This is a genomic window from Blastococcus sp. SYSU D00820, from assembly GCF_054050695.1.
Genome location: NZ_JBJGZW010000003.1, coordinates 220,380 through 246,921, shown reverse-complemented (window position 1 = coordinate 246,921; position 26,542 = coordinate 220,380). Strand labels below are relative to the sequence as shown.

Below are 26,542 nucleotides of genomic sequence, written 5' to 3'. Positions count from 1 at the left end.
AGGTCCGGCCGAGGGCCGGGCGGCACCGTCGGCGGTCGCCTCTAGGCTCGGGGGGTGCTCGCCTGGCCCGCTCCGCTCCTGCCCACCCTCCCCGGGACGGGGCCCGCGCTCAAGCTCCACGACACCGCCCGCGGCGAGGTGGTGACCACCAGTCCCGACCGGATCGCGCGCATGTACGTCTGCGGCATCACCCCCTACGACGCCACGCACCTCGGCCACGCGGCCACCTACCTGGCCTTCGACCTGGTCAACCGGCTGTGGCGGGACGCCGGGCACGCCGTCCACTACGTGCAGAACGTGACCGACATCGACGACCCCCTCCTCGAGCGCGCCGACCGCGACGGCGAGGACTGGGTCGTGCTCGGCATGCGGGAGACCGCGCTGTTCCGCGAGGACATGACGGCGCTGCGGGTGCTGCCGCCCGACGACTACGTCGGCGCGGTCGAGTCGATCCCGGCGATCGTGGCCTACGTCGAGTCGCTGCTCGACGAGGGCCTGGCCTACGTTGTCGACGACGGCACCGGCGACGTCTACCACGACATCGCCCAGGCCCCCGGCTTCGGCGGGGAGTCTGGCTACGACGAGGAGACGATGCTGCGGCTGTCGGCCGAGCGAGGGGGCGACCCCGACCGGCCCGGCAAGCGCAACCGGCTGGACCCGATGCTGTGGCGCGGGCAGCGCCCGGGTGAGCCCTCGTGGCCCGGCCCGCGCGGCACCGCCGGGCGGCCCGGCTGGCACATCGAGTGCGCCGCGATCGCGCTCGACACCATCGGCATGGGCTTCGACGTCCAGGGCGGGGGCAGCGACCTGGTCTTCCCGCACCACGAGTTCTCCGCCGTGCACGCCGAGGCGCTGACGGCCACCAAGCCCTTCGCCCGGGCCTACGTGCACGCGGCGATGATCGGCCTGGACGGCGAGAAGATGAGCAAGAGCCGCGGCAACCTGGTGTTCGTCTCCAAGCTCCGCGGCGAGGGCGTGGACCCGATGGCGATCCGGCTGGCGCTGCTGTCGGGGCACTACCGCACCGACCGCGCCTGGACGCCGGACCTGCTGGCCGCCGCCGAGGAGCGGCTGGCCACCTGGCGCCGCGCGATGGCCCTGCCCGCCGGGGCGCCGGCCGCGCCGGTGCTGGCCGGCCTGCGGGAGCGGCTCACCGACGACCTCGACAGCCCCGGCGCGATCGCGCTGGTCGACGAGTGGGCGGCGCGCACCCTGGCGGCCGGCCCGGACGACGACCTCGACGACGGCGCCCCCGCCGTGGTCTGCGACGCGGTCGACGCGTTGCTCGGCGTCGCGGTGCAGGACTGCTGATGCCTCCGTTCCGGCTCACCGACCGGGCCGCCCGGGAACGCGCCGAGGAGGCGCTGGCCCCCGCGGCCACGCGCTCGGCGGCCACCCGCGGCCGGGCCCGGCCGGAGCCGGAGGACGCGCTGCGCACGGCCTTCGAGCGCGACCGCGACCGGATCCTGCACGCCAAGGCCTTCCGCAGGCTGAAGCACAAGACGCAGGTCTTCCTCAACCCCGACGGCGACCACTTCGTCACCCGCCTGACCCACACCCTGCAGGTCACCCAGGTGGCCCGGTCGCTGGCGCGGGCGCTGGGGCTCAACGAGACCCTCGCCGAGGCCATCGCGCTGGCCCACGACGTCGGCCACTCGCCGTTCGGCCACATCGGCGAGGACGCGCTGGAGCCCTACGTGCCCGGCGGCTGGCACCACGCCGCGCAGGGCGTGCGCATCGTCGAGGTGCTCGAGCACCTCAACCTGACATGGGAGGTGCGCGACGGCGTCCGGGCGCACAGCTGGAAGATCGACCCGCCGCCGGCCACCCGCGAGGCCGAGTGCGTGCGCTACGCCGACCGCATCGGCTACCTGTCGCACGACGCGCTGGACGCCGTCCGCGCCGGGGTGCTGCAGCCGGGCGACCTGCCCGCCGGCGCCCGCGCCGTCTTCGGCGAGCCCGGCAGCACGATGGTCGGCGCCATGATCGACGCCGTGGTCACCGGCAGCCTGGCCGAGGCCAACACCGCCGGTGCGGTGGTCATGGCCCCGGAGCCGCTGGCCGCCTTCCACGAGTTGCGGGCCTTCATGTTCGAGCGGGTCTACAGCTCCGAGACCGCCGCCGGGCAGAAGCAGCTGGCCGTCGACGTCATCCGCCGGCTGGTCGACCACCACCTGGCCCACCCCGAGCTGATCCCGGCCAGCTACCGCGACACCGAGGCCGATCCGGTCACCCAGGTGGTCGACTACGTCTCCGGCATGACCGACCGGTTCGCCCTCGCGACGCACGACCGGCTGTTCGGCGACGACGCCACCGCCCGGATGCGGCCGCTGCTGCCCGCCTGACCGGCGCTGCTCAGCCCTCCACCGGGCGGATGGTCACCGTGCCGTCGGCCGCGACCGACCACCCGGGGTTGCAGGCCACCTCCCAGCGGATGCCGGCCGGATCGGCGACGTAGCCGTGGAACCCGCCGAACGCCGCCGGCTGCGGTTCCTTGAGCAGGCGCGCGCCGGCCGCCACGGCCGCGGCGATCGCCTCGCGGACGGCGTCCGGGCTGTCCACGTTGTGCGCCAGGGTGAAGCCGGCGCCCGGCACGACGTCCGCGGGGTCCAGGCCCATGTCGGCGGCCAGGTCCGCGGCGCCGAAGAGGGCGAGCAGGAGCCCGGAGTTCACCTGGACGAACAGCACCTCGCCGGGCACGTCGAGGGCCGGCGTCCAGCCCAGCCCGTCGACGTAGAAGCGGCGGACGGCGTCCAGGTCGGGGACGGCGAGGGTCAGCAGGTCGAGGCGGGGCTGCATGCCCCCACCCTGCCGTCAGTTCGTGCCGCGCCGGCGCAGGGGAAGGACCGCCTCCCCCTCACCCCTCGCACGCTCGGGGCGAGCCTCCGGAGGCGGCCGGCTAGTTCGTGCCGCGCCGGCGCAGGTATCGCTCGAACTCCCGCGCGATGGTGTCGCCGTTGGCGCGGGAGAGGTCGTCCTCGGTGGCCCGCTCCTCCAGCGAGCGCACGTACTCGACGACCTCGTCGTCCTCCTGGGCCATCTCGTCGACGGTCTTGACCCACTCGTCGGCCTGCTGGGGGAGCGCGCCGAGCGGCACGGGAACCTCCAGCACCTCCTCGACCCGCTGCAGCAGCGCAACGGTGGCCCGCGGCGAGGGCGGCTGGGAGACGTAGTGCGGCACGGCGGCCCAGAAGCTCACCGCCGGCAGCCCGGCCTGCACGCAGGCGTCCTGGAAGACGCCGAGGATGCCGGTCGGCCCCTCGTAGCGGGACGTCTCCAGCCCGTAGCGCTCGGCGGACTCGGTGTCGTAGGCCGACCCGGTCACCGGCGTGGGCCGGGTGTGCGGCGTGTCGGCCAGCAGCGCGCCGAGGGCGACCACGGTCTGTGCACCGAGCTCGTGGCACAGCTCGATGAGCTCCTCGCAGAAGCTGCGCCAGCGCATGTTCGGCTCGATGCCGCGGATGAGGACGACGTCGCGCCGGCTGCCCGGCGGGCGGGCCACCGAGATGCGGGTCGTCGGCCACTCGATGCGCCGGCTGAGGCCGCCGGTGAGGGAGACGGTGGGCCGGTTGACCTGGAAGTCGTAGTAGTCCTCGGGGTCCAGGGCGGCCAGCGGGGTGGCGTCCCAGATCAGCTCGAGGTGCTCCAGCGCCCCGGTCGCGGCGTCCCCGGCGTCGTTCCAGCCCTCGAAGGCGACCACCACCACGGGGTCGGTCAGCTCGGGCAGGTCCTCGGGTGCGGACTTGGGGTCGATCACCCCTGCGAGCCTACGTCGGTCCGGCCACCCCGCCGTGGCCGCGCGACCCGTCCGGACCACCCGTACCACCCGTCCCGGTGCCATGTACCGGGCGGCTGCTCGCGGTGGACACCAGTGGGACAATGGCGCCGACGTCCGGGTCGTCCGTGCCTGGGCCGGTCCGGGGCCGCGACGCCGCCGCCCCACCGGAGTCGACACCGACCGCTGAGGATGCCCGTGCCCGCACACCCGTCGCCGCGCCCCGACGCCACCGCCGAGCTCACCGCCCTGCTCCGGGAGCGGGTGCTGGTCATGGACGGGGCCATGGGGACGGCCATCCAGCGGGACCGGCCCGACGAGGCCGGTTACCGCGGCGCGCGCTTCGCCGACTGGCCGTCGGACGTGCAGGGCAACAACGACCTGCTGGTGCTGACCCAGCCGGAGCTGGTCGCCGGCATCCACCGCGAGTACCTCGAGGCCGGCGCGGACCTCATCGAGACCAACACCTTCAACGCCAACGCCGTCTCGCTGTCCGACTACGGCATGAGCGAGCTCGCGGGCGAGATCAACCTCGAGGCGGCCCGGCTGGCCCGCCGCGAGGCCGACGCGATGACCGCGCGCACGCCGGACAAGCCGCGCTACGTCGCAGGCGCCCTGGGCCCCACCACCCGGACGGCGTCCATCTCGCCCGACGTCAACGACCCCGGCGCCCGCAACGTCGGCTTCGACGAACTCGTGACGGCCTACCGCGAGCAGGCCGAGGGGCTCGTCGACGGCGGCGCCGACGTCCTGCTGGTCGAGACGATCTTCGACACGCTCAACGCCAAGGCCGCGATCGTCGCCCTGGAGACGCTGTTCGAGGCCCGCGGCCGGCGCTGGCCGGTGATGATCTCCGGCACGATCACCGACGCCTCGGGGCGGACGCTGTCCGGGCAGGTCACCGAGGCGTTCTGGCACTCCGTGCGCCACGTCCGGCCGCTGGCGGTCGGGCTGAACTGCGCGCTGGGCGCCGCGGAGCTGCGGCCCTACATCGCCGAGCTGTCGCGCATCGCCGACACCTTCGTCTCCTGCTATCCCAACGCCGGGCTGCCCAACGCCTTCGGCGAGTACGACGAGGCGCCGGAGGAGACCGCCGCCGTGCTCGCCGAGTTCGCCGGCGCGGGCTTCCTCAACCTGGTCGGCGGCTGCTGCGGCACGACGCCCGCGCACATCGCCGCCATCGCGGCCGCGGTCGACGGCGCGACCCCGCGCATCCCGCCGGTCGTCGCGCCGGCGCTGCGGCTGTCGGGTCTGGAGCCGCTCACGGTCACCCCCGAGTCGCTGTTCGTGAACGTCGGCGAGCGCACCAACATCACCGGCTCGGCGCGCTTCCGGAACCTGATCAAGGCCGGCGACTACCCGGCCGCCCTCGCCGTCGCCCGCCAGCAGGTCGAGGCCGGCGCGCAGGTGATCGACGTCAACATGGACGAGGGGATGATCGACGGCGTCGCGGCCATGGACCGCTTCCTCAAGCTGGTCGCCGCCGAGCCCGACATCTGCCGCGTGCCGGTCATGATCGACTCCTCGAAGTGGGAGGTCATCGAGGCCGGCCTGAAGTGCGTGCAGGGCAAGTCGATCGTCAACTCGATCTCGCTGAAGTCCGGCGAGGAGGACTTCGTCCGCCAGGCGCGGCTGTGCCGCATGCACGGCGCCGCGGTCGTGGTCATGGCCTTCGACGAGCACGGCCAGGCCGACACCCTCGAGCGGCGCAAGGAGATCTGCCGGCGGGCCTACGACATCCTCGTCGAGCAGGTCGGCTTCCCGGCCGAGGACATCATCTTCGACCCGAACGTCTTCGCCCTGGCCACGGGCATCGAGGAGCACGCCACCTACGGCGTGGACTTCATCGAGGCCACCCGCTGGATCAAGGCCAACCTGCCCGGCGCGCTGGTCTCCGGCGGCGTCTCCAACGTCTCGTTCTCCTTCCGCGGCAACAACCCGGTGCGCGAGGCCATCCACGCGGTGTTCCTCTTCCACGCCATCGCCGCCGGCATGGACATGGGGATCGTCAACGCCGGCGCGCTGGAGGTCTACGAGCAGGTGCCGCCGCTGCTGCGCGAGCGGATCGAGGACGTCGTCCTCGACCGCCGGCCCGACAGCACCGAGCGGCTGCTGGAGATCGCCGCCGACTTCGCCGGCGACGGCGCGGTGCGCGAGGCGGCCTCCGAGGAGTGGCGCTCCCTGCCCGTGGGGGAGCGCATCACCCACGCGCTCGTCAAGGGCATCGACGGCTTCGTCGAGGCCGACACCGAGGAGCTGCGCGCGGAGATCAGCGCCCGCGGCGGCCGGCCGATCGAGGTCATCGAGGGCCCGCTGATGGACGGCATGAACGTCGTCGGCGACCTGTTCGGCGCCGGCAAGATGTTCCTGCCGCAGGTGGTCAAGAGCGCGCGGGTCATGAAGAAGGCGGTCGCCTATCTGGTGCCCTTCATCGAGGCCGAGAAGCGGCCCGAGGACGCCGAGCGCACCAACGGCACCGTGGTCATGGCCACCGTGAAGGGCGACGTCCACGACATCGGCAAGAACATCGTCGGCGTCGTCCTGCAGTGCAACAACTACGACGTCGTCGACCTCGGCGTGATGGTGCCGGCGCAGAAGGTGCTGGACGCGGCCAAGGAGCACGGCGCCGACGTCATCGGCCTGTCCGGGCTGATCACGCCGTCGCTGGACGAGATGGTGAACCTGGCCTCGGAGATGGAGCGGCAGGGCTTCGAGGTGCCGCTGCTGATCGGCGGTGCGACGACCTCGCGCGCGCACACCGCCGTCAAGGTGGCGCCCCGGTACCACGGCCCCGTCGTGTGGGTGAAGGACGCGTCGCGGTCGGTGCCCGTCGTGGCCGCCCTGCTGTCCGACGAGCAGCGGCCGGAGCTGCTGGCGTCGGTGGAGAGCGAGTACGAGGCGCTGCGCGAGCGGCACGCCGCCCGCGAGGACACCCGCCGGCTGCTGCCGCTGGCCGCCGCCCGGGCCGCCGCGCCGGAGTTCGACTGGAGCGCCTACACCCCGCCGCGCCCGCGGATGCTGCTGCAGCAGGCCCGCGACGTGTGCACCGGCCCCGACTGCGGACACGCCCACGGCGCGGCGACGCAGTTCGTCAAGGTGCTGCGCGACCAGTCGCTGGAGGAGCTGCGCGGCTACATCGACTGGCAGCCGTTCTTCTCCGCCTGGGAGATGCGCGGGCGGTTCCCCGACATCCTCAACAACCCGGCCACCGCGGAGGCCGCGCGCCGGCTGTACGAGGACGCCCAGGCGATGCTCGACCGGATCATCGGCGAGCGGTGGCTGACGGCCAACGGCGTGCTCGGGCTGTTCCCGGCCAACCGGGTGGGCGGCGAGGACATCGAGGTCTACACCGACGAGTCGCGGACGGCGGTGCGCACGACGCTGCACCAGCTCCGGCAGCAGACCGAGGGCCGTGACGGTGCCCCGCGCAAGTCGCTGGCCGACTTCGTCGCCCCCCGCGAGACCGGCCTGCGCGACTACGTCGGCGCCTTCGCCGTCACCGCCGGGCTCGGCTCGGCGGAGCGGGTGGCGGCGTTCAAGGCCGACAACGACGACTACAGCGCGATCATGCTCGAGGCCCTCGCCGACCGGCTGGCCGAGGCGTTCGCCGAGCGGCTGCACGAGCGGGTGCGGCGGGAGTTCTGGGGCTACGCCGCCGACGAGCACCTGGCCAACGAGGAGCTGATCGCGGAGAAGTACCGGGGGATCCGGCCCGCCCCCGGCTACCCGGCCTGCCCCGAGCACACCGAGAAGCAGACGATCTGGGACCTGCTGGACGTCGAGGCCGCCACCGGCATCAGCCTCACCGAGAGCATGGCCATGTGGCCCGGCGCCGCGGTCAGCGGCCTGTACTTCGCCCACCCCCAGGCGCGGTACTTCGTGCTCGGCCGGATCGGCCGCGACCAGGTGCAGGACTACGCCGCCCGCAAGGGCTGGACCGTCGCCGAGGCCGAGCGGTGGCTGTCGCCGAACCTGGGCTACCGCACCGAGGACGAATGAAGTAGAAGGACCCCCGTGCCCCCCACGACTCGCTCCGCTCCCCGCGGGGGCCTGCACGGGGGCCGCGGGGGGCACGGCCGAGTGCTCGTCACGGGGAGCGCCGGGCACCTCGGGGAGGCGCTGGTCACGACGCTCCGGGCCGGGGGCGGCGACGTCGTGGGGCTGGACCGCCTGCCGTCGCCGCACACCGACGTGGTCGCCTCGGTCACCGACCGCGACGCCGTCCGCCGGGCCCTGGACGGCGTCGCGGCCGTGCTGCACACCGCGACGCTGCACAAGCCGCACGTCGGCACCCACCCGCGGCAGGACTTCGTCGACGCCAACGTCACCGGCACCCTCGTCCTGCTGGAGGAGGCGGTGGCGGCCGGGGTCGGCTCCTTCGTCTTCACCAGCACGACCAGCGCCTTCGGGCGCGCGCTCACGCCGGGGGAGGGGGCCCCGGCGGCGTGGATCACCGAGGACGTCGTCCCGCGGCCCCGCAACGTGTACGGGGTGACCAAGGTCGCCGCCGAGGACCTCTGCGAGCTCGTCGCCCGCGACGCCGGCCTGCCCTGCCTGGTGCTGCGCACGTCGCGCTTCTTCCCGGAGGCCGACGACAGCGAGGCGGTGCGCACCGGGTACGCCGACGCGAACGCCAAGGTCAACGAGCTGCTGTATCGCCGCGTGGACCTCGCCGACGTCGTGGACGCGCACCTGGCCGCGCTGGACCGCGCACCCGCGCTCGGCTTCGGGCGGTACGTCGTCAGCGCCACTACCCCTTTCGGTCCGGGGGACCTCGACGAGCTGCACCGCGACGCGCCCGCCGTCGTCGAGCGGCTGGTCCCCGGATATCGGGAGGTGTACGACCGGCTGGGCTGGCGGATGTTCCCGCGCATCGACCGGGTGTACGTCAACGCCCGGGCCCGGGACGACCTCGGCTGGCGGCCGCGTTACGACTTCGCCACCGCCCTGGACCTGCTGCGCGACGGCAGGCCGGCGCGCAGTCCGCTGGCCGACCGCATCGGCGCCAAGGGCTACCACGAGGTGAGCACGGGCCCCTACACCGTCCGCTGACCGGCGCCCGCCGGGGTGATCTGCCCCTCAGGAGGCGCCCGGGCTGCGGACCGGCTGGGAGACTCGGGGTGCGGTACCCCCGCCGCGTCCGCACCAGCCGATCAGCAGAGGTCCCGTGTCCCACGAGCTCGCCGCCGTCCTCTTCGACATGGACGGCACGCTCGTGCAGACCGAGGAGTACTGGGGCGAGGCGATGTTCGAGCTCGCCGGCTCCCTGGGGGGCCGGATGTCGCCCGAGGCGCGGGCGGCGACGGTCGGCACGAGCATGCGCCGGTCCATGCAGGTGCTGCACGCCGACCTGGGCCTGCGGCGCACGGAGGAGCAGCTGCAGGCCGACGCCCGGTGGGTCGAGGACCGGGCCGGGGAGCTGATGTCGACCGGCATCGCGTGGCGACCCGGCGCCCGCGAGCTGCTGGAGGCGGTCCGCGCCGCGGGGGTGGCCACCGCCCTGGTGACGACGACGCCGCGCCGGCTGGCCGCCATCGTGCTGGGCAGCCTCGCGCGCGACCTGGGCGGCGATCCGTTCGACCTGACCGTGTGCGGCGACGAGGTGCCGGCGCGCAAGCCCGACCCGGCGCCGTACCTGCAGGCCGCCGCCGGGCTCGGCGTGGACCCGGACGCCTGCGTGGTCGTCGAGGACTCCGCGGTGGGCGTGCAGGCGGGGCTCGCAGCCGGCATGGCCGTGCTCGGGGTGCCGGCCCTGCAGGCGGTGCCACCCGCGCCGGGCCTGACGCTGGTGGAGACGCTGGCCGGGACCGACGTGGCGACGCTGGCCGGGGTGCTGACCGCGGCCCGTCTCGCGGCCGCCGGCCGCTAGCGGGGCTCCGGCCCGAGGTCGACCTCCCGGCCGCGGGAGACGACGAGGCGGGGTCGCAGGAGACAGCCGACATCGGCCGTGGCGTCGCCGTCCACCACCAGCAGGTCGGCGTCGAGCCCCGCGGCCAGCCGCCCCGTCCGGCCGGTCAGCCCGCAGGCATCGGCGGCGCGCCCGGTCGCGGCCGCCAGCGCCTCGGGCACCGCGAGACCACCGGAGACCAGCTCGGCCACGGCGTAGGGCAGGACGCCGTGCGGCTTGCCCGGCGCGATGCCCGCGTCCGTGCCCGCGACCGGCCGGACGCCCGCCCGGCAGAGATCCCCGGCGTGTGCGAGCAGCTGCTCGAAGCCGGCGCCGGCCGCGGCCATCCGGGCCCGCACGTGCGGGGGCGGGTCCGCGCCGGGCAGGTTGCCGACCGTGGGGCAGACCGCCGCCGGGCCTCGCGCGAGCCGGGCGGCGACCCCGGGTGGCGTGCGGATGCCGTCGGGGGTGAGGCAGCTGCAGTGCTCGATGCCGTCGACGCCGGCGTCCAGTGCCCGCTCCACGGCGGTGAGCGGGTGGGCGTGCGCGGCGACCGGCAGGCCCAGCCGGTGCGCCTCGTCCACCAGGACGCGCAGGTCCGCGAGGTCGAACTGGCAGGCCAGCGGGTCGGTGCCGGGCGTCAGCATGCCGCCGCTGACCATGACCTTCACCAGGTCGGCGCCCCGCTCGGCCCGCTCCCGGACGGCTCGGCGCAGGCCGTCCGGGCCGGTGACCTCGCCGCCCATGGAGGCGCAGTGGCCACCCGGGGAGGTGATGGGCGGCCCCGACGCGACCACGGTGGGCCCCTCGACGCGGCCCCGGTGCCGCTCGACGACGGCCCATCGGTGGTCGCCGAGGTCGCGGACCGCCGTGACGCCGGCGGCGAGGTGCCGGCGCAGGGAGGTCTCGACGACCCGGTCGAGCGCGGCCGCCGACAGATCGGGGATGGTGTCCAGCGCCCGCGGGCCGGCGTCGGCGCAGAGGTGGACGTGGGTGTCGATCAGGCCCGGGAGCAGGGTCGCGTTCCGGTGGTCGGTGACCGGGCAGTCGGCCGGCACCGGCGCACCGGCGGGCTCGACGCCCGCGATGCGGCCGTCCGCGACGAGGACCAGGGCGCCACCCGGCAGGACGCGGTCGCCGTCGAAGGCGTGCGCTGCCCGGTGTGCCCGCATGGCCGGCCCCCTGACGTGGCGAAGGCGACTGGCGAGGTCACGCTAGGACGGGGATCGCGGCGGCGTCAGGGCCGGACGGCCCGGCGCCTCCGGCAGCCCGTGGGAGGAGCTGGCCCCGTCCTGCTTCAGTCCCGCTCGACGACCGGCAGCGTCGCCCACCCGGCCGCGGCGGCGGCCTCGGCCGGGAACGGCGGGGGAGTGCCGCCGAACGACGGGCAGAACGCCTGGTGGTCGCACCAGCCGCACAGCCGGCTGGGGTTGGGCCGGAAGTCGCCGGTCGCCGCGGCCCGCTCGATCGCCGCCCAGATGGCCAGCAGCGTGCGCTCGAAGCGCACCAGCTCCGCCTCGTCGGGGGCGTAGGTCAGCGCGTCGCCGTCGCCGAGGTACAGCAGCTTGAGCTGGCTGGCCACCACGCCGCGGGTACGCCACAGCACCAGCGCGTAGAACTTCATTTGGAACAGCGCCTTGGACTCGAACGCCTCGCGCGGCATCGAGCCGGTCTTGTAGTCGACCACCCGCAGCGCGCCGGTCGGGGCGACGTCGAGCCGGTCGACGTAGCCGCGCAGCAGCAGCCCGTCGGGCAGGGTGACCTCGACCAGCTCCTCCCGGCCGTGCGGCTGGATGCGGGTCGGATCCTCCAGGGTGAAGTAGGCGTCGACGAGCTTGCCGGCCGACGCCAGCCACGCCTCCAGCGACGGGGGAGCGGCCTGGCCCTCGGCGGGCGCCTCCGGTGCGGCGAACAGCTCGGCGATCGAGGGATCGGCCGACAGCTCGGCCCACGCCGGGGCGATCAGCTCCCGCGCCGCCTCGGGGGTGCGCTCGCGCGGCGGCAGGTCGTAGAGCTTCTCCAGGACCGCGTGCACGAGGGTGCCGCGCACCGCGGCGCTGCTCTTCTTCTCGGGCAGCCGGTCGATGGTGCGGAACCGGTAGAGCAGCGGGCAGCTCTTGAAGTCGGCCGCCCGGCTCGGGGACAGCGAGGGACGCCGGGGCGCCTGCGCGTCGCCGCCCGCCGGGGCCGCGGGGACGGGGGCCCCGGCCCCCACCGTCTGCACCATCGCCGTCATGGGTCCGAGGCTAGGTCGGGCCACCGACAGTTCCGAGCGCCCGCGCCGGTGCCGGACGCCGAGAGCGCGGCCACAGCCGGGCGCTCCGTACCCTCGACGCCCGTGGACACGCAGCCGGACCAGCCCCTCGACCCCGCCGAGGGGACCCAGCCCGCCGACGAGGCCGGGGAGGAGCCTCGACCCGAGGTGGAGGTCGAGACCCCGCGCGAGCCCGTGGCCGGCGCGTTCCGGGTCGGCGACCGCGTGCAGCTCACCGACCCCAAGGGCCGCCTGCACACCGTCGTCCTCGAGCCGGGCAAGGCCTTCCACACCCACCGGGGCGCCATCGCCCACGACGACCTGATCGGCGCGCCCGAGGGGTCGGTCGTGCACTCGACGGCGAACACCGGCTACCTGGCGCTGCGCCCCCTGCTGGCCGACTTCGTCCTGTCCATGCCCCGCGGCGCGCAGGTCATCTACCCCAAGGACGCCGCGCAGATCGTCGGTTTCGGCGACGTCGGCCCGGGCATGCGGGTGCTGGAGGCCGGTGCCGGCTCCGGCGCGCTCACCTGCTCGCTGCTGCGCGCCGTCGGCAGCGGCGGCTCGGTGACCAGCTACGAGCGGCGGGAGGACTTCGCCGGGATCGCCACGGCCAACGTCACCGCGTTCTTCGGCGAGCGCCCGGCCAACTGGGACCTCCGCCTCGGCGACCTCGCCGAGCACCCGGCGGAGGAGGTCGTGGACCGCGTCGTCCTCGACATGCTGGAGCCGTGGGCCGTGCTGCCCACGGTGGCCGCGGCGCTGCGGCCCGGCGGCGTGCTCGTCGGCTACGTCGCGACGGTGACCCAGCTGTCCACCTACGTCGAGGCGCTGCGCGCGCAGGGCGTGTGGACCGAGCCGTACGCGTGGGAGTCGCTGCTGCGGCCCTGGCACGCGGTCGGCCTCGCCGTGCGGCCGGAGCACCGGATGGTCGCCCACACCGCCTTCCTGGTGACCGCCCGGCGGCTGGCGGAGGGCACGGTGGCACCGCTGCGGCAGAGGCGCCCCCAGAAGGGCTGACCGCCCGTCGTCCGACTGAGCCGCGAGCCCCCGGCACGCTGTCGTCGGGCGTGTATAGATTTGCCTCCTGGCTCTCCCGATGGGTGTGGAGGTGCGCGATGGGCCTGGGTCCCGACGAGTTCCGAGCGCGGCGCGAGCGTGACGTGACGGCACTGCTGTCCCAGATCTCCTACCTCGAGGAGGAGATCGGTCTGCTGCGGCGCAAGGTGGCCGAGAGCCCCCGACAGGTGCGGGCGCTGGAGGAGCGGATCGCCGAGGCGGAGGGCCGTGCGGCCTTCCTCTCCGAGCGGAACGACAAGCTGGCGGGCACGCTGCGCGAGGCGCGCGAGCAGCTGGTGGCGCTCAAGGAGGAGGTGGAGCGCCTCGGCCAGCCGCCGTCGGGGTACGGCGTCTTCCTCGAGCGGTACGACGACGGCACGGTCGACGTCTTCACCGGCGGGCGCAAGCTGCGCGTGTCGGTCTCCCCGGTGGTGGAGCTCGACGAGCTGCGCCGCGGGCAGGAGGTCATGCTCAACGAGGCGATGAACGTCGTCGAGGCGCGCGGCTTCGAGCGCTCCGGCGACGTCGTCATGCTCAAGGAGCTGCTCGAGCCGATCGAGGGCGAGGCGCGCCGCGCCCTGGTCATCGGGCACACCGACGAGGAGCGCGTGGTCACCCTCGCCGACTCGCTGTCCGACCAGCCGCTGCGCAGCGGCGACTCCCTGCTCCTGGAGAGCCGGTCGGGCCACGTCTACGAGCGGATCCCCAAGAGCGAGGTCGAGGAGCTCGTCCTTGAGGAGGTCCCCGACATCGACTACGGCGACATCGGTGGCCTGTCCCGGCAGATCGAGCAGATCCGGGACGCCGTCGAGCTGCCGTTCCTGCACGCGGACCTGTTCCGCGAGTACGAGCTCCGGCCGCCCAAGGGCATCCTGCTCTACGGGCCGCCCGGCTGCGGCAAGACGCTGATCGCCAAGGCGGTGGCCAACTCGCTGGCCAAGAAGGTCGCCGCGGTGCGGGGGGAGGAGAGCCCGAACTCCGGGCGCTCGTACTTCCTCAACATCAAGGGCCCCGAGCTGCTCAACAAGTACGTCGGCGAGACCGAGCGCCACATCCGGCTGGTCTTCCAGCGCGCCCGTGAGAAGGCCAGCGAGGGCACCCCGGTCATCGTCTTCTTCGACGAGATGGACTCGATCTTCCGCACCCGCGGGTCGGGGGTCAGCTCCGACGTCGAGAGCACGATCGTGCCGCAGCTGCTCAGCGAGATCGACGGTGTCGAGGGCCTGGAGAACGTCATCGTCATCGGCGCCTCCAACCGCGAGGACATGATCGACCCGGCGATCCTCCGGCCCGGCCGGCTGGACGTGAAGATCAAGATCGAGCGGCCGGACGCCGAGGCCGCGCGGGACATCTTCAGCAAGTACCTGACGACGACGCTGCCGATCCACCCCGACGACCTCGCCGAGCACGGCGGCAGCCGCGAGGCGACCATCGCCGGGATGATCCAGCGGACCGTCGAGCGCATGTACACCGAGAGCGAGGAGAACCGCTTCCTCGAGGTCACCTACGCCAACGGTGACAAGGAGGTCCTGTACTTCAAGGACTTCAACTCCGGCGCCATGCTGCAGAACATCGTCGACCGGGCCAAGAAGATGGCCATCAAGGAGCGGCTGGAGACCGGGGCCGGTGGCCTGCGGGTCGGCCACCTGATGCAGGCCTGCCTCGACGAGTTCAAGGAGAACGAGGACCTCCCGAACACGACCAACCCCGACGACTGGGCGCGGATCTCCGGCAAGAAGGGCGAGCGGATCGTCTACATCCGCACGCTCATCAGCGGCAAGGGCAACGAGTCCGGCCGGGCCATCGACACCGCCACCAACACCGGCCAGTACCTGTAACGGCGACCGGCTCGCCGCCCGGTGCACCGCACGCGCCGGGCGGCGAGCCGTTGCGCCGTGGGGAGCGAGCGTGGTTGGTTCGCTCCACCGACCCGGTCGCGCCCGCGCCGGGGCGCTCGCGACGTCCGGAGGGGGCTGGTCATGAGGCGAGCGCGTCGCAGGTCCGCGCTGCTCGGCTGCGCTGCCGCGCTGCTGCTGGCCGGCTGCACCAGCACGGTGGCGGGGGAGGCGTTCCCGGCCGAGCTCGAGGCGGGCAAGCCCACCGTGCCGCCGGCCGGCATCGAAGGCGCCGACCCGGCGGCGCTGCCGGTGGTCGGCGCCTGCTACGAGATCGGCGAGGGCCAGGAGGACACGCCCCTGGAGCCGCCGATGCCGGTCGAGTGCGGCGGTGAGCACAACGCCGAGACGGCGGTCGTGGAGGACACCGGCCTCGGCCCCGAGGAGCCGCGGCCGAACGAGGACGACGTCACCGACCCCGACACCGACATCGGGGCGGCCCTGAGCGACCTGTGCGACCTCAACACGGTGATCGAGTACCTCGGCGGCGAGTCGTTCGAGGACCCGTACGCCTTCTACGCCACCTACCTGCCCAGCGAGGAGGCCTGGTCGGCCGGGGCCCGCTGGATGCGCTGCGACGTCTACTACGGCTACGTCACGCCGCGCACGTCCCCGGGCGTCCTCGCCAACGCGCTGGCCGGCGACGACGCGGCCGCCTTCCGCACCTGCTTCGTGGGCACGCCGAGCGACTTCGCCGTCACCCCGTGCGACCAGAACCACGACGCCGAGCCGGTGGGCTACTCGCTGGCCGACATCCCGAGCGACGCCCCCTACCCCGACGACCCGACCCGGCAGGCCGCGGTCGCCAGCTGCTCGGACGACGTGCAGGAGTACCTCTCCGGCGCGGCCCTGCCCGGCGACTACGTCGTGGACGTGTGGGTGGACACCGCCGAGGAGTGGGAGAACGGCGCCGAGCCGCGGTGCGTCGTGCGGCCGGCCGCCGGCGGTCAGGTCACCGGCAGCCTGCGGCCCTGACCGCCGGCCACCGGAACCGTCGCCCGGGCGGGGTGCGCGAGCGGCCTAGGGTTGGGTCATGAGCGTGCGCCGGGTCATGGGGACCGAGGTCGAGTACGGCATCTCGGTGCCCGGCCAGCCGTCGGCCAACCCGACGACGTTGTCCAGCCAGGTGGTGAACGCCTGGTCGGTGGCCGAGGCGCCGACCCCGCGCCGGGCCCGCTGGGACTTCGAGGAGGAGTCGCCGCTGCGCGACGCCCGCGGCTTCGACCTCTCGCCGGCCCAGGCGCTGGACCACAACGACCTCGACGAGGACGCCGGGATGGCCAACGTCATCCTCACCAACGGCGCCCGGCTCTACGTCGACCACGCCCACCCCGAGTACTCGACGCCGGAGGTGACCAACCCCCGCGACGTCGTCCTGTGGGACAAGGCGGGGGAGCAGGTGATGGCCGAGGCGGCCCGGCGCGCCGCGCGGGTGCCCGGCACCCAGCCGATCCAGCTGTACAAGAACAACACCGACGGCAAGGGCGCCTCCTACGGCGCCCACGAGAACTACCTGATGGACCGGCGGACGCCGTTCCTCGACATCGTCCGCGGGCTGATCCCCTTCTTCGTGACCCGGCAGGTCTTCGCCGGCTCGGGCCGGGTCGGCATCGGCACCGAGGGCCGCACGCAGGGCTTCCAGCTGTCCCAGCGGGCGGACTTCTTCGAGGTCGAGGTGGGCCTCGAGACGACGCTCAAGCGGCCGATCATCAACACCCGCGACGAGCCGCACGCCGACGCCGACAAGTACCGCCGGCTGCACGTGATCATCGGCGACGCCAACCTCGCGGAGCTGTCGACCTACCTCAAGGTCGGGACGACGTCGCTGGTGCTGGCCATGATCGAGGCCCGAGCGCTGACGCAGGACCTCTCGCTCGACGAGCCGGTCGCGGCGCTGCAGGCGATCAGCCACGACCCGTCTCTCGAGTACAAGGTGCGGCTGCGCGACGGGCGGACCATGACGGCGCTGGAGGTGCAGCAGGTCTACCTCGAGCAGGCCGAGCGGTTCGTCGACCGGGCGGGGGAGCGCGACGAGCAGACCGCCGACGTGCTCCGCCGCTGGGCGGAGGTGCTCGACGACCTCGCCGTCGACCCGATGCGGCTGGCCGACCGGCTGGACTGGCCGGCCAAGCTGCGGCTGCTCGAGGGCTACCGCGGCCGTGACGGGCTGGGCTGGGGCGACTCCCGCCTGCACCTGGTCGACCTGCAGTACTCCGACGTCCGGCCGGAGAAGGGACTCTACCACCGGCTGGTCGCCCGCGGTTCGATGCAGCGGCTGCTCACCGACGAGGAGGTGACCCGCGCGATGGTCACCCCGCCCACCGACACCCGGGCGTTCTTCCGCGGGGAGTGCCTGCGCCGCTACCCGGCCCAGGTGGCCGCCGCCTCGTGGGACTCGGTCGTCTTCGACCTCGGCCGGGAGAACCTGGTGCGCATCCCGACCATGGAGCCGCTGCGCGGCACCCGGGAGCACGTCGGCGCGCTGTTCGAGTCGACGTCGACCGCGCAGGAGCTGGTCGACACCATCACCGGCGGCTGATCCGCGGCGGCACGCCTCTCCACAGGCCCTCACGTCGACACCCCGCCGTCACCGGCGGCGGGTAACTTCAGCGGCAGCAGCTCGGGCACGGACTGGGGAGGCACCACCATGGCCACGAGGGACACCGGCGGGCAGCAGCGGGCGACGCGGTCGCGCGAGGAGACCGAGGAGGTCGAGGCGTCGGTCGACGCCGAGGTCGCCGAGCGGCACAAGGAGATGTCCGAGGACGTCGACTCCATCCTCGACGAGATCGACGAGGTGCTCGAGGAGAATGCCGAGGAGTTCGTGAGAAGCTACGTGCAGAAGGGCGGAGAGTAGTCGCTCGACTACGCTGCGTTACGCGCGGTCCTATGTCGAAGCAGTGCCCGTCTTGTGGCGAGGTCAAGCCGGCCACCGAATTCGGTCGGAACAAGACATTGCGGGACGGGCTCTCGTTCTACTGCCTGTCCTGCAACCGTGCCCGGAGCAACCAGTGGTACCGGGAACGTCGTCGTCGACAGGGCAAGGCCGTGCGCGATCACTCGTGGATACCGGAAGGGTTCCGCTGGTGCCCGAGCTGTGAGCAGGCAGTGGCGCACGAGGACTACGCGAGGTCGACCTCCACCGCCTCGGGGTTCGGAAGCAACTGCAAGAGCTGCAAGCGGACCGCCGACCGGCATGGCTACTTCTACCGGCGATACGGGCTCACTCCTGAGGGGATCGCCGACCTCCGAGCCCGTCAGGGGAACCGTTGCGCCATCTGCGCCGATTCGGACCCCGGCCACATCGATCATGATCACGTCGGCGGGCGGGTGCGAGGTCTGCTGTGCGAGAGGTGCAACCTCGCGCTCGGGCTGCTCCGTGACGACCCGCAGCTCATGCGGTCGGCCGCGGCCTACGTGGAGATCCACCGCGTACGTCACCCGCGAGCCCGCGAGGAGACGTCCTCCGGCGCCCCGGACGCGGCCAGCCGACCCGGGACCCCGCCGGTAGGGTCGCAGCGACGCCCTGGCCGGACCCGCAGCAGCCGGTCCACCGGGGCGGACACCAGCGATCGACGCCGGCAGGGTCCGGTGGGGAAGGCGGATGGGTGAACGAGTCGTCGGCTGGTCGGAGCGGGTTCCCGCCCGCCTATCTGGACCGCGTGGGCTCCTCGTTCACCGACTTCCTGGCGGTGGCCGCCCCGGACCTCCTGCCCGGACGACGGCCCACCCCGCAGCTCCCGGTGGGGGACATGGCTCCGCACGGCACCACGATCGTCGCCGTCACCTACGCCGGCGGCGTGCTCATGGGCGGCGACCGCCGCGCCACCATGGGCAACCTGATCTCTAGCCGCGACATCGAGAAGGTCTACCCGGCCGACTCCTGGTCGGTCATCGGCATCGCCGGTGCCGCGGGCATCGCGATCGAGATGGTCCGGCTGTACCAGGTCGAACTCGAGCACTACGAGAAGATCGAGGGGCTCACCATGAGCCTCGACGGCAAGGCCAACCGGCTGGCCGCGATGATCCGCGGCAACCTCGGTGCCGCGCTGCAGGGCCTGGCCGTCGTCCCGCTGTTCGCCGGGTACGACCTCGACGCCGCCGAGGGCACCACGCCCGGCCGGATCTTCAGCTACGACGTCACCGGCGGGAACTACGAGGAGCGCGGCTACGCCGCCGTGGGCTCGGGGTCGATCTTCGCCAAGAACTCGCTGAAGAAGACCTGGCGGGCCGGCCTGTCGGCCGACGCCGCCACCCGCACCGTGGTCGAGGCGCTCTACGACGCCGCCGACGACGACTCCGCCACCGGCGGACCGGACCCGGTGCGCCGGCTCTACCCGATCGTCTACCGGGTCGACGAGGAGGGCGCGGTGCGGCTGACCGACGACGAGGTGGCCGCCGTCGCCGACTCGATCGTCGCCGAGCGCACCGCCGCCGACCGCGACGCCACCCAGGGGGCCTGACGCCATGACGATGCCGTACTACGCCTCCGCCGAGCAGGTCATGCGGGACCGCTCGGAGTACGCCCGCAAGGGCATCTCCCGCGGCCGCAGCGTCGCCGTCCTCACCTACGCCGGCGGCGTCCTGTTCATCGCCGAGAACCCCAGCTCCACGCTGCACAAGGTCGGCGAGATCTACGACCGCATCGGCTTCGCCGCCGTCGGCCGGTACAGCGAGTTCGAGTCGCTGCGGGTCGCCGGCGTCCGGCTGGCCGACGTCCGCGGGTACTCGTACAACCGCCGTGACGTCACCGGTCGCGTGATCGCCAACGCCTACGCCCAGACCCTGGGTGCGATCTTCACCGAGCAGATGAAGCCCTACGAGGTCGAGCTCTGCGTCGCCGAGGTCGGCGACACCCCCGAGACCGACCAGCTCTACCGGCTCACCTTCGACGGCTCCGTCGTCGACGAGCCGGACTTCGTGGTGATGGGCGGCCAGGCCGAGGCGGTCACCGGCCACCTGCGCGAGGGCTTCACCGCCGGCATGGGGCTGGCCGAGGCCCTCATGGTCGGCGTCCGGGCGCTGTCGGCGGTCAGCCCGGCCGTCGGCGACGGCGACGGGCTGCTGCCGGCCACCCAGCTGGAGGTCGCCGTCCTCGACCGCAGCCGGCCCAAGCGGGCCTTCCGGCGCGTGGTCGGGTCCGCGCTGCGCCGGCTGCTCGGCGACGAGGCCGGCGGGCCGGAGCCGGCCGAGGGCACCACGGCCGCGCACACCCCGAGCCACCCGGCACCGGGCACGCCCGCCGGCCTCGGCGACCCCGCGGCGCCGGACACCGCCGGCGGCACGCAGGGCGGGGGAGAGGGCGCCGGGCCCCAGCCCGGTCCGGCCGACGGCGAGGGCGGCACCGCCGGCGACGCCGGAAACATCTGACCGGCGGCACGGCCGCTGCGACGCCACGACCAGGCCGTCGAGCAGGCCGTCGACGACCTGCTCCGGCGGCTGGAGGCGGAGCGCGGCCGACCCGGCGCGGCGACGACCGGCCACTGTCGGCTCCGCGGCCTAGTCTCGGGACGTGGACCGACGGATCTTCGGGATCGAGACCGAGTACGGCGTCACGTGCACCTTCAAGGGGCAGCGTCGGCTGTCCCCGGACGAGGTGGCCCGCTACCTGTTCCGCCGCGTCGTGTCGTGGGGGCGCAGCTCGAACGTGTTCCTGCGCAACGGCTCGCGGCTGTACCTCGACGTGGGCAGTCACCCCGAGTACGCCACCGCGGAGTGCGACGACCTGACCGAGCTGGTCGTCCACGACAAGGCCGGCGAGCGGATCCTCGAGGGCCTGCTGGTCGACGCCGAGCAGCGGCTGGCCGAGGAGGGTGTCACCGGCGACATCTACCTGTTCAAGAACAACACCGACTCGGCCGGCAACAGCTACGGCTGCCACGAGAACTACCTGGTCGGCCGGCACGGGGAGTTCAGCCGGCTGGCCGACGTCCTCATCCCGTTCCTGGTCAGCCGGCAGATCATCGTCGGTGCCGGGAAGGTGCTGCAGACCCCGCGCGGCGCGATCTACTGCGTGAGCCAGCGGGCCGAGCACATCTGGGAGGGCGTCTCCAGCGCCACCACCCGGTCGCGGCCGATCATCAACACCCGCGACGAGCCGCACGCCGACGCCGAGCGCTACCGGCGGCTGCACGTCATCGTCGGCGACTCGAACATGAACGAGACGACGACGCTGCTCAAGGTCACCGTCACCGACCTCGTGCTGCGGATGATCGAGGCCGGCGTCCCGGTCAAGGACATGACGCTGGAGAACCCGATCCGGGCGATCCGCGAGATCAGCCACGACATGACCGGCCGGCGCAAGGTGCGGCTGGCCAACGGCCGGGAGATGTCGGCGCTGGAGATCCAGAGCGAGTACCACGCGCGGGCGACCGAGTTCGTCGACCGCGAGGGCTTCGGCCCGGTGCACCGGCAGATGCTGGAGCTGTGGGGCCGGGTGCTCAAGGCCGTCGACACCGGTGACCTCTCGCTGATCGAGCGGGAGATCGACTGGGCCACGAAGTACCAGCTCATCGAGCGGTACCGGGCCAAGCGCGACCTGCCGCTGTCCTCGCCGCGGGTGGCGCAGATGGACCTCGCCTACCACGACATCAGCCGCACCCGCGGCCTGTACTACCTGCTGGAGCGCAACGGCCAGGTCGACCGCGTGGCCCACGAGCCGCGGGTGTTCGAGGCCAAGAACGTGCCGCCGCAGACCACCCGGGCCCGGCTGCGGGGTGAGTTCATCCGCCGGGCGCAGGAGAAGCGGCGCGACTTCACCGTCGACTGGGTGCACCTCAAGCTCAACGACCAGGCCCAGCGCACCGTGCTGTGCAAGGACCCGTTCAAGTCCGTCGACGACCGCGTGGACAAGCTCATCGCGAGCATGTGATGACCGGTGACCGGGCGGCCGGCCTGCTGGCCGGGCCGCGCGGGCGGCGGCTGTGCTGGGAGCTGCTGGCTGAGCGGCCGGCAGCTCCGGTTTGGTTCCGGCGACCGTGCGAGGAGCCCGCCCTCGCCGAGCGGCTCGCGGACGCCGTCGCCGCCACCGCCCTGCCGGCCCGGTGCGACGCCGACCGGTTGCTGACCGCGCTGGCCGCCACGGTGGATGCCGCCAGGTACTGGCAGGGTCCCGACGACGTCGACTCCGCCCTCCGCGACCCCCGGGTGGCCCGGGCGCTGGTTCCGGTCGCCGAGGCGGTCGCCGATGCGCCGGCGGCGGCGTGGTGGGAGGCGGCCATCGACCGCGACGACCAGCACGCGGTCCTCTGGCCGCCATCCGGGGGAGAGCCGGAGCCGGCGCCGCGGCCCGCGGCCGACGAGCTGCGCCGGTGGCGCGCGGAGACCGTGGACGAGGAGCGCCGCGCGTCCGACGGCGGCTCCTCGCGGTGGTCGAGCCCCCTGGGCACGCTGCTGACGCTCACCACCGGCTGCGGCCGGGGCACCATCCCGATCGGCCTGTCCCTCGTCGAGGACGGCTTCGGCTGGACCGCGGGTCGCACCCGGCGGATCGCCGTCCCGCCCGGCGCGCGGGTGTACGAGGTGACCGGCCCCGGCGCGTGGATCGCCCTCGCCGCCCGGTACCCGCTGGAGGTCACCCGCAGCCGGCGGCACGCCTGGTGGGAGGTCAGCGGTTGGGACGGCGCCTGGGTGCTGCCCGACTGGGTCGCCGTGGCCGCGGACTGGGACGCCGTCCACGTCACCGTCGCCGGCTACCTGACCGCCGCCGGCCGGGCGCTGCCGGCGGGGGAGGCGCGCACGCTGCTGGCCGGCTGGCACCCCGACGCGACGTGGTGGCTGACCGACGTCCCGCCCGCCGGGGAGCAGGTCGAATGGGTGCGCGACCAGCAGGAGGACCTCGACTGGCTCCGCCGCTGAGCTACTCCGCCGCTTCCTCGGGCGGCAGCGGCGCGCGTAGCGCGGCGTAGCGCCCGGCGGCCGCCGCGGCCAGGAAGTACGGCCGCTCCTGGTCGTAGCCGCGGCCCATCGTCGACAGCGGCACGGGGGAGAGGCCCAGCGCCTCCTCCAGGCCGTCGACGTCCATCCAGACGACGGGGTTGCGCTCCGGCTGCCCGGCGAGGTCCTCCTCGACCTGGCTGCCGAGCTCCGAGCCCAGCCCGCGCGGGGCGATGAGCGTGACCCCCGCCAGCGCCACCCGCCCGAACGCGGTCAGGGAGTGGTGCGAGACGCCGTTGTGCCGCGGCCGGGGGTCGGCCGAGGAGATCCGCAGCGCACCGATCGGCTGCCCGCCCAGCACGCTGACGGCGTTGCACGCCTCGCCCGCGGCGACGCCGGAGAACCCCCACGGCGTCCCGGTGCCGAGGTTGCCCGGTCCCTGGGTCACGATCGCCACGTCGGCGCCCAGCACGTGCTTGGCCGCCAGCAGCCCGGTGTGCAGGGTGACCGCCTCGACGTCGCCGCCGAAGGCCTGCCCGACGGTGACCACCCCGGCCAGCGACGGGGCCAGCGCCGACAGCGTCCGGGAGAAGCCGGCCACCAGGGCGCCGCCGTCGGTCATGACGTAGGCGACCTTGAGGTCGGGGTCGGTGGCCAGGATCCCGATCAGCACCGCCGGGAGCGCGGAGTGCAGGTCGGCGACGACCACCGGCATGCCGGCGAGGTCCTCGGCGTCGGCGATGGTCGCGTGGTGCTCGGTGTCCTGCTCGTCCACGCCCTGCACGCTCACCTGCAGCGGCGTGTACCGCGCCTTGACCAGGTGCCCGGGGCCGGCCGGGTCCGGCGGCAGCCGGTCGGGGACGGCGACGACGAGCGCGTACCCGCCGGTGCCCAGCCGCTGCGCCCACGCGGTCGTGTTGAGCAGCACGTCGTCGCCCACCTGGGGGGTGCCGACCAGCGAGGGATGGGCCAGCGCCCGCACCTCGCCGTCGTCGGGCACCTGCACCGTGAGCTCCTGGGCGTCGCGCCAGGCGCGGCCGAGGGCGGTCACGGTGCCGCGCCGCCAGCGGATCCGGGTCTGCGTCGTCTGCTCGTCCCCCACGCGGGGCAGCCTATGCAGCGCCCGGCTTCCGCCGCAGGGGCCCGTGCCGAGCTCCGCGCGGCGTGGGGAGCGGCGGGGTCCTTACTCTGTGCCCGTGGCGGCGAAGCGGGCGGAACGACTGGTGAACCTGGTCATCGCCCTGCTCGGCACCCGGCAGTACGTGACCGCGGCGCGGATCCGGGCCACGGTGCCCGGCTACGAGCCCGACGACGGCACCGCCCGCGCCGACGAGGCGTTCAAGCGGATGTTCGAGCGGGACAAGGCCGAGCTGCGCGAGATGGGCGTGCCGCTGGAGACCGGCCGCACCAGCGCGTTCGACACCGAGGACGGCTACCGCATCGCCCGCGCCGACTACGAGCTGCCGGAGATCACGCTGACCGGCGAGGAGGCCGCCGCGGTCGGGCTGGCCCTGCGGCTGTGGGAGTCGGCGCAGCTGGCCGGCGCCGCGCACAGCGCCCTGGTGAAGCTCAAGGCCGCCGGCATCGAGGTCGACTCCGGCCGGCGGCTGCCGCTGCAGCCGCGGCTGGACTCCGACGAGCCGGCCTTCGAGGCCTGCTACACCGCCGCCCGCGACCGGCGGCAGCTGGAGTTCGACTACCGGCGGCCCGACGAGGAGCAGCCGGCCCGGCGGCGGGTGCAGCCCTGGGGGGTCGTGGCCTGGCACGGCCGCTGGTACCTCGTCGGCCACGACCTCGACCGGCAGGCGCCGCGGGTCTTCCGGCTCTCCCGCGTGGCGGGGGAGCCGAAGGTCATCGGTCCGTCGGGCGCGTTCGAGCCTCCGGCCGACGTCGACCTCGCCGCGCTCATCGCCAACCAGGACGGCGGGGAGGAGCACCTGGTCGTCGTCCGTGCCCGTCCGGGCACCGCGATCGGCCTGCGCCGGCACGCGGTGCCGCTGGGCCCGGCCGAGGACGGCGACGACCGGCTGGAGCTGCGCACCACCGAGCCGTACCGGCTGGCCGACCAGCTGGCCGCCTACGGCCCCGACGTGCTGGTCGAGTCGCCGGCCGCGGTCCGCGATGCGGTCGTCGAGCGGCTGACCCGCCTGGCGGCGCTGGGGGAGACGGCGTGACCAGCCCCGGCACCAACGAGCGCATGACCCGGCTGCTCACGCTGGTCCCGTACCTCACCGCGCGCCCCGACGGCGTGCCGCTGGTCGAGGCGGCGCGCGACTTCGGCGTCCCCGAGCGGCAGCTGCGCCGAGACCTCGAGCTGCTGTGGATGTGCGGGCTGCCCGGCTATGGCCCCGGCGACCTCATCGACCTCTCCTTCGAGGGCGACCGGGTGCGGGTCACGTTCACGGCGGGCATGGTGCGCCCGCTGCGGCTGACCACCGACGAGGCGGTCGCCCTGGTGGTCGCGCTGCGCACCCTGCTGGAGCTGCCCGGCCTGGCCGAGCGCGAGGCGGTCAGCCGGGCGCTGGCCAAGGTGTCGGCCGCGGCGGGCACGGCGGGGGACCGGGTGACCCCGGTGGCGCTGTCGGTCGACGCGCGCGAACAGGCGCTGGCCGTCGTCCGCGAGGCCCTGGAGGCCAAGCGGGCGCTGCACCTGCACTACTACGTGCCCACCCGCGACGAGCGCACGGAGCGCACCGTCGACCCGATGCGGCTGCTGCTGGTCGACGGCCGCTGGTACCTGGAGGCCTGGTGCCGCCGCGCCGAGGGCGTGCGGCTGTTCCGCCTCGACCGGGTCGACGACGTCGTCGTCCTCGACGAGCCGGCCGCGCCGCCACCGGAGGCGCACGAGCGCGACGTCGAGGCCGGCATCTACCAGCCCGGGCCCGACGCGCCCCGGGTACGGCTGCGGCTGGCCGGCACCGCCCGGTGGGTGGCGGAGTACTACCCGGTGGAGGACGTGCGCGAGGTCGACGACCCGCCCGGAGGCCTCGCGGTCACCCTGCGGACGGCGGACCTCGCGTGGGCACGGCGGCTGGTCGCCTCCCTGGGGGGCGCCGCGCGGGTCGACGAGCCCCGCGAGCTCGCCGCCGACGTCGCCGCGGACGCGCGCGCCGCGCTGGCCCGCTACGCCGCGGCCGGTCGCGGCGCCGGCGGCTAGGGTCGACCCGTGCTCATGCTGGTGGTCTGGATCGCCGTCCCGGTGCTCGCGCTGGTCGTGCTGGCCGCGCTCGGCTACGGGCTGCTCGGTGCGCTCCAGCGGCTGGGCCGCGAGATCGCGGCGCTGGACCGGGAGGTCCGGCCCCTGCTCGAGCAGGCCCAGGCCACCGCAGCCCGGGTCGCCGACGCGGGTGAACGGCCGGCGACGACCCGCTACGTCCCCGGTCCTCGCGACCTCCCGGCGTAGCATCGCCGGTGCCACCCACCCCTGGAGGACCCCGATGAACCTCGGTCCCATGGAGATCGCCCTGATCATCCTGGCCGTCCTGCTGCTCTTCGGGTACAAGAAGCTGCCCGACGCCTCCCGCTCGCTCGGCCGGTCCCTGCGGATCTTCAAGGGCGAGATGAAGGGCATGAAGGACGACGACAAGACCGACGTCCGGAGCAAGAGCCCCGCGAACACCAGCACGCCGCTGCGCGGTGAGGTGCTGACCCCCGCGGAGTCGGCCGCCCAGGCGGAGGCCGCCCAGCTGGAGGCGGAGGCGCGGGCCGCGGAGGCCCGGGCCGCCGAGCTGCGGGCGCGGGCCGCGCAGCGCGCCGGCTCCGCCGACAGCACCTCCTGACGCCCCCGGCGGGGGCAC

At 74.2% G+C, this 26,542-nt stretch carries 24 protein-coding genes; 19 read left to right on the top strand and 5 right to left on the bottom strand.

Features of this window, described 5'->3' with window-relative positions:
- The first annotated feature begins 54 nt into the window (after positions 1–54).
- Both mshC and ACI79R_RS06610 read left to right on the top strand, forming a co-directional pair.
- Positions 55–1,311, top strand: a complete 1,257-nt coding sequence (gene mshC / locus ACI79R_RS06615; RefSeq protein ID WP_456572792.1) for a cysteine--1-D-myo-inosityl 2-amino-2-deoxy-alpha-D-glucopyranoside ligase — start codon at positions 55–57, stop codon at positions 1,309–1,311.
- Positions 1,311–2,345: an HD domain-containing protein gene (locus ACI79R_RS06610; protein ID WP_456572791.1), complete on the top strand. Its 1,035-nt coding sequence runs from the start codon at positions 1,311–1,313 to the stop codon at positions 2,343–2,345. Before mshC ends, ACI79R_RS06610 begins: the two co-directional genes overlap by 1 nt.
- A 10-nt stretch (positions 2,346–2,355) precedes the next feature.
- On the opposite strand, the gene ACI79R_RS06605 is transcribed toward ACI79R_RS06610, so the two are convergent.
- Complete coding sequence (locus ACI79R_RS06605; protein ID WP_456572790.1) at positions 2,356–2,799, bottom strand: VOC family protein; 444 nt, start codon at positions 2,797–2,799, stop codon at positions 2,356–2,358.
- Positions 2,800–2,899: 100 nt separating this feature from the next.
- On the bottom strand, positions 2,900–3,757 hold the full coding sequence (locus ACI79R_RS06600; RefSeq protein WP_456572789.1) for a PAC2 family protein: 858 nt from the start codon (positions 3,755–3,757) through the stop codon (positions 2,900–2,902).
- 210 nt (positions 3,758–3,967) lie between these two features.
- Between ACI79R_RS06600 and metH the strand changes: the two genes are divergently transcribed.
- From metH to ACI79R_RS06585, 3 genes are all read left to right on the top strand, one after another.
- The gene (gene metH, locus ACI79R_RS06595) at positions 3,968–7,774 is read left to right on the top strand and encodes a methionine synthase (RefSeq protein ID WP_456572788.1); all 3,807 of its coding nucleotides are present in this window, start codon (positions 3,968–3,970) and stop codon (positions 7,772–7,774) included.
- Between the two features lie 81 nt (positions 7,775–7,855).
- The gene (locus ACI79R_RS06590) at positions 7,856–8,827 is read left to right on the top strand and encodes an NAD-dependent epimerase/dehydratase family protein (RefSeq protein ID WP_456572787.1); all 972 of its coding nucleotides are present in this window, start codon (positions 7,856–7,858) and stop codon (positions 8,825–8,827) included.
- A gap of 115 nt (positions 8,828–8,942) precedes the next feature.
- Positions 8,943–9,644, top strand: a complete 702-nt coding sequence (locus tag ACI79R_RS06585) for an HAD family hydrolase (protein ID WP_456572786.1) — start codon at positions 8,943–8,945, stop codon at positions 9,642–9,644.
- On the opposite strand, the gene ACI79R_RS06580 is transcribed toward ACI79R_RS06585, so the two are convergent.
- The gene (locus ACI79R_RS06580; RefSeq protein WP_456572785.1) at positions 9,641–10,834 is read right to left on the bottom strand and encodes an amidohydrolase family protein; all 1,194 of its coding nucleotides are present in this window, start codon (positions 10,832–10,834) and stop codon (positions 9,641–9,643) included. The genes ACI79R_RS06585 and ACI79R_RS06580 overlap by 4 nt on opposite strands.
- A 125-nt stretch (positions 10,835–10,959) precedes the next feature.
- Positions 10,960–11,898: a RecB family exonuclease gene (locus ACI79R_RS06575; RefSeq protein WP_456572784.1), complete on the bottom strand. Its 939-nt coding sequence runs from the start codon at positions 11,896–11,898 to the stop codon at positions 10,960–10,962.
- 102 nt (positions 11,899–12,000) lie between these two features.
- Here ACI79R_RS06575 and ACI79R_RS06570 point away from each other — a divergent pair, with 102 nt between their 5' ends.
- The 10 genes from ACI79R_RS06570 to ACI79R_RS06525 all read left to right on the top strand — a co-directional run bounded on the left by ACI79R_RS06570 (position 12,001) and on the right by ACI79R_RS06525 (position 22,727).
- A complete protein-coding gene (locus ACI79R_RS06570; protein ID WP_456572783.1) occupies positions 12,001–12,936 on the top strand; it encodes a tRNA (adenine-N1)-methyltransferase in 936 nt (311 codons plus the stop codon).
- Between the two features lie 143 nt (positions 12,937–13,079).
- Positions 13,080–14,813, top strand: coding sequence for a proteasome ATPase (gene arc, locus ACI79R_RS06565; protein ID WP_456572782.1), 1,734 nt, complete (start codon positions 13,080–13,082; stop codon positions 14,811–14,813).
- Between the two features lie 141 nt (positions 14,814–14,954).
- Complete coding sequence (locus ACI79R_RS06560) at positions 14,955–15,845, top strand: septum formation family protein (RefSeq protein WP_456572781.1); 891 nt, start codon at positions 14,955–14,957, stop codon at positions 15,843–15,845.
- Positions 15,846–15,903: 58 nt separating this feature from the next.
- A complete protein-coding gene (gene dop / locus ACI79R_RS06555; protein ID WP_456572780.1) occupies positions 15,904–17,409 on the top strand; it encodes a depupylase/deamidase Dop in 1,506 nt (501 codons plus the stop codon).
- Positions 17,410–17,517: 108 nt separating this feature from the next.
- Positions 17,518–17,727, top strand: coding sequence for a ubiquitin-like protein Pup (locus ACI79R_RS06550; RefSeq protein WP_456572779.1), 210 nt, complete (start codon positions 17,518–17,520; stop codon positions 17,725–17,727).
- Between the two features lie 32 nt (positions 17,728–17,759).
- Positions 17,760–18,482 carry an endonuclease domain-containing protein gene (locus ACI79R_RS06545; protein WP_456572778.1) on the top strand — a complete coding sequence of 241 codons (723 nt, stop codon included), beginning with the start codon at positions 17,760–17,762 and terminating at the stop codon, positions 18,480–18,482.
- A gap of 50 nt (positions 18,483–18,532) precedes the next feature.
- The gene (gene prcB / locus ACI79R_RS06540) at positions 18,533–19,333 is read left to right on the top strand and encodes a proteasome subunit beta (protein ID WP_456572777.1); all 801 of its coding nucleotides are present in this window, start codon (positions 18,533–18,535) and stop codon (positions 19,331–19,333) included.
- 4 nt (positions 19,334–19,337) lie between these two features.
- A complete protein-coding gene (gene prcA / locus ACI79R_RS06535; protein ID WP_456572776.1) occupies positions 19,338–20,240 on the top strand; it encodes a proteasome subunit alpha in 903 nt (300 codons plus the stop codon).
- Between the two features lie 142 nt (positions 20,241–20,382).
- Complete coding sequence (pafA, locus tag ACI79R_RS06530) at positions 20,383–21,741, top strand: Pup--protein ligase (RefSeq protein WP_456572775.1); 1,359 nt, start codon at positions 20,383–20,385, stop codon at positions 21,739–21,741.
- Positions 21,741–22,727, top strand: coding sequence for a hypothetical protein (locus ACI79R_RS06525; RefSeq protein ID WP_456572774.1), 987 nt, complete (start codon positions 21,741–21,743; stop codon positions 22,725–22,727). Before pafA ends, ACI79R_RS06525 begins: the two co-directional genes overlap by 1 nt.
- Before the next feature lies 1 nt (position 22,728).
- On the opposite strand, the gene ACI79R_RS06520 is transcribed toward ACI79R_RS06525, so the two are convergent.
- Positions 22,729–23,847 (bottom strand): DUF3866 family protein, encoded by a 1,119-nt coding sequence (locus ACI79R_RS06520; RefSeq protein WP_456572773.1) that lies wholly within the window; start codon positions 23,845–23,847, stop codon positions 22,729–22,731.
- 94 nt (positions 23,848–23,941) lie between these two features.
- Here ACI79R_RS06520 and ACI79R_RS06515 point away from each other — a divergent pair, with 94 nt between their 5' ends.
- The 4 genes from ACI79R_RS06515 to tatA are packed head-to-tail and all read left to right on the top strand — an operon-like array spanning position 23,942 to position 26,524.
- Complete coding sequence (locus tag ACI79R_RS06515) at positions 23,942–24,919, top strand: helix-turn-helix transcriptional regulator (protein ID WP_456572772.1); 978 nt, start codon at positions 23,942–23,944, stop codon at positions 24,917–24,919.
- Positions 24,916–25,902, top strand: coding sequence for a helix-turn-helix transcriptional regulator (locus ACI79R_RS06510; RefSeq protein WP_456572771.1), 987 nt, complete (start codon positions 24,916–24,918; stop codon positions 25,900–25,902). Before ACI79R_RS06515 ends, ACI79R_RS06510 begins: the two co-directional genes overlap by 4 nt.
- A gap of 9 nt (positions 25,903–25,911) precedes the next feature.
- Complete coding sequence (locus tag ACI79R_RS06505; protein ID WP_456572770.1) at positions 25,912–26,148, top strand: hypothetical protein; 237 nt, start codon at positions 25,912–25,914, stop codon at positions 26,146–26,148.
- A 34-nt stretch (positions 26,149–26,182) separates the two neighbouring features.
- Entirely contained in the window at positions 26,183–26,524 is a 342-nt protein-coding gene (tatA, locus tag ACI79R_RS06500; protein WP_456572769.1) for a Sec-independent protein translocase subunit TatA, read from the top strand.
- The last annotated feature ends 18 nt before the right edge of the window (positions 26,525–26,542 follow it).

Bases quoted from the DNA above. Each gene is read 5' to 3' on its own strand.
- ACI79R_RS06610 (WP_456572791.1), top strand. From the start codon at position 1,311: ATGCCTCCGTTCCGGCTCACCGACCGGGCCGCCCGGGAACGCGCCGAG.
- ACI79R_RS06605 (WP_456572790.1), bottom strand. From the start codon at position 2,799: ATGCAGCCCCGCCTCGACCTGCTGACCCTCGCCGTCCCCGACCTGGAC.
- metH (WP_456572788.1), top strand. From the start codon at position 3,968: ATGCCCGTGCCCGCACACCCGTCGCCGCGCCCCGACGCCACCGCCGAG.
- ACI79R_RS06580 (WP_456572785.1), bottom strand. From the start codon at position 10,834: ATGCGGGCACACCGGGCAGCGCACGCCTTCGACGGCGACCGCGTCCTG.
- ACI79R_RS06575 (WP_456572784.1), bottom strand. From the start codon at position 11,898: ATGACGGCGATGGTGCAGACGGTGGGGGCCGGGGCCCCCGTCCCCGCG.
- ACI79R_RS06560 (WP_456572781.1), top strand. From the start codon at position 14,955: ATGAGGCGAGCGCGTCGCAGGTCCGCGCTGCTCGGCTGCGCTGCCGCG.
- dop (WP_456572780.1), top strand. From the start codon at position 15,904: ATGAGCGTGCGCCGGGTCATGGGGACCGAGGTCGAGTACGGCATCTCG.
- ACI79R_RS06550 (WP_456572779.1), top strand. From the start codon at position 17,518: ATGGCCACGAGGGACACCGGCGGGCAGCAGCGGGCGACGCGGTCGCGC.
- ACI79R_RS06545 (WP_456572778.1), top strand. From the start codon at position 17,760: ATGTCGAAGCAGTGCCCGTCTTGTGGCGAGGTCAAGCCGGCCACCGAA.
- prcA (WP_456572776.1), top strand. From the start codon at position 19,338: ATGACGATGCCGTACTACGCCTCCGCCGAGCAGGTCATGCGGGACCGC.
- ACI79R_RS06525 (WP_456572774.1), top strand. From the start codon at position 21,741: ATGACCGGTGACCGGGCGGCCGGCCTGCTGGCCGGGCCGCGCGGGCGG.
- tatA (WP_456572769.1), top strand. From the start codon at position 26,183: ATGAACCTCGGTCCCATGGAGATCGCCCTGATCATCCTGGCCGTCCTG.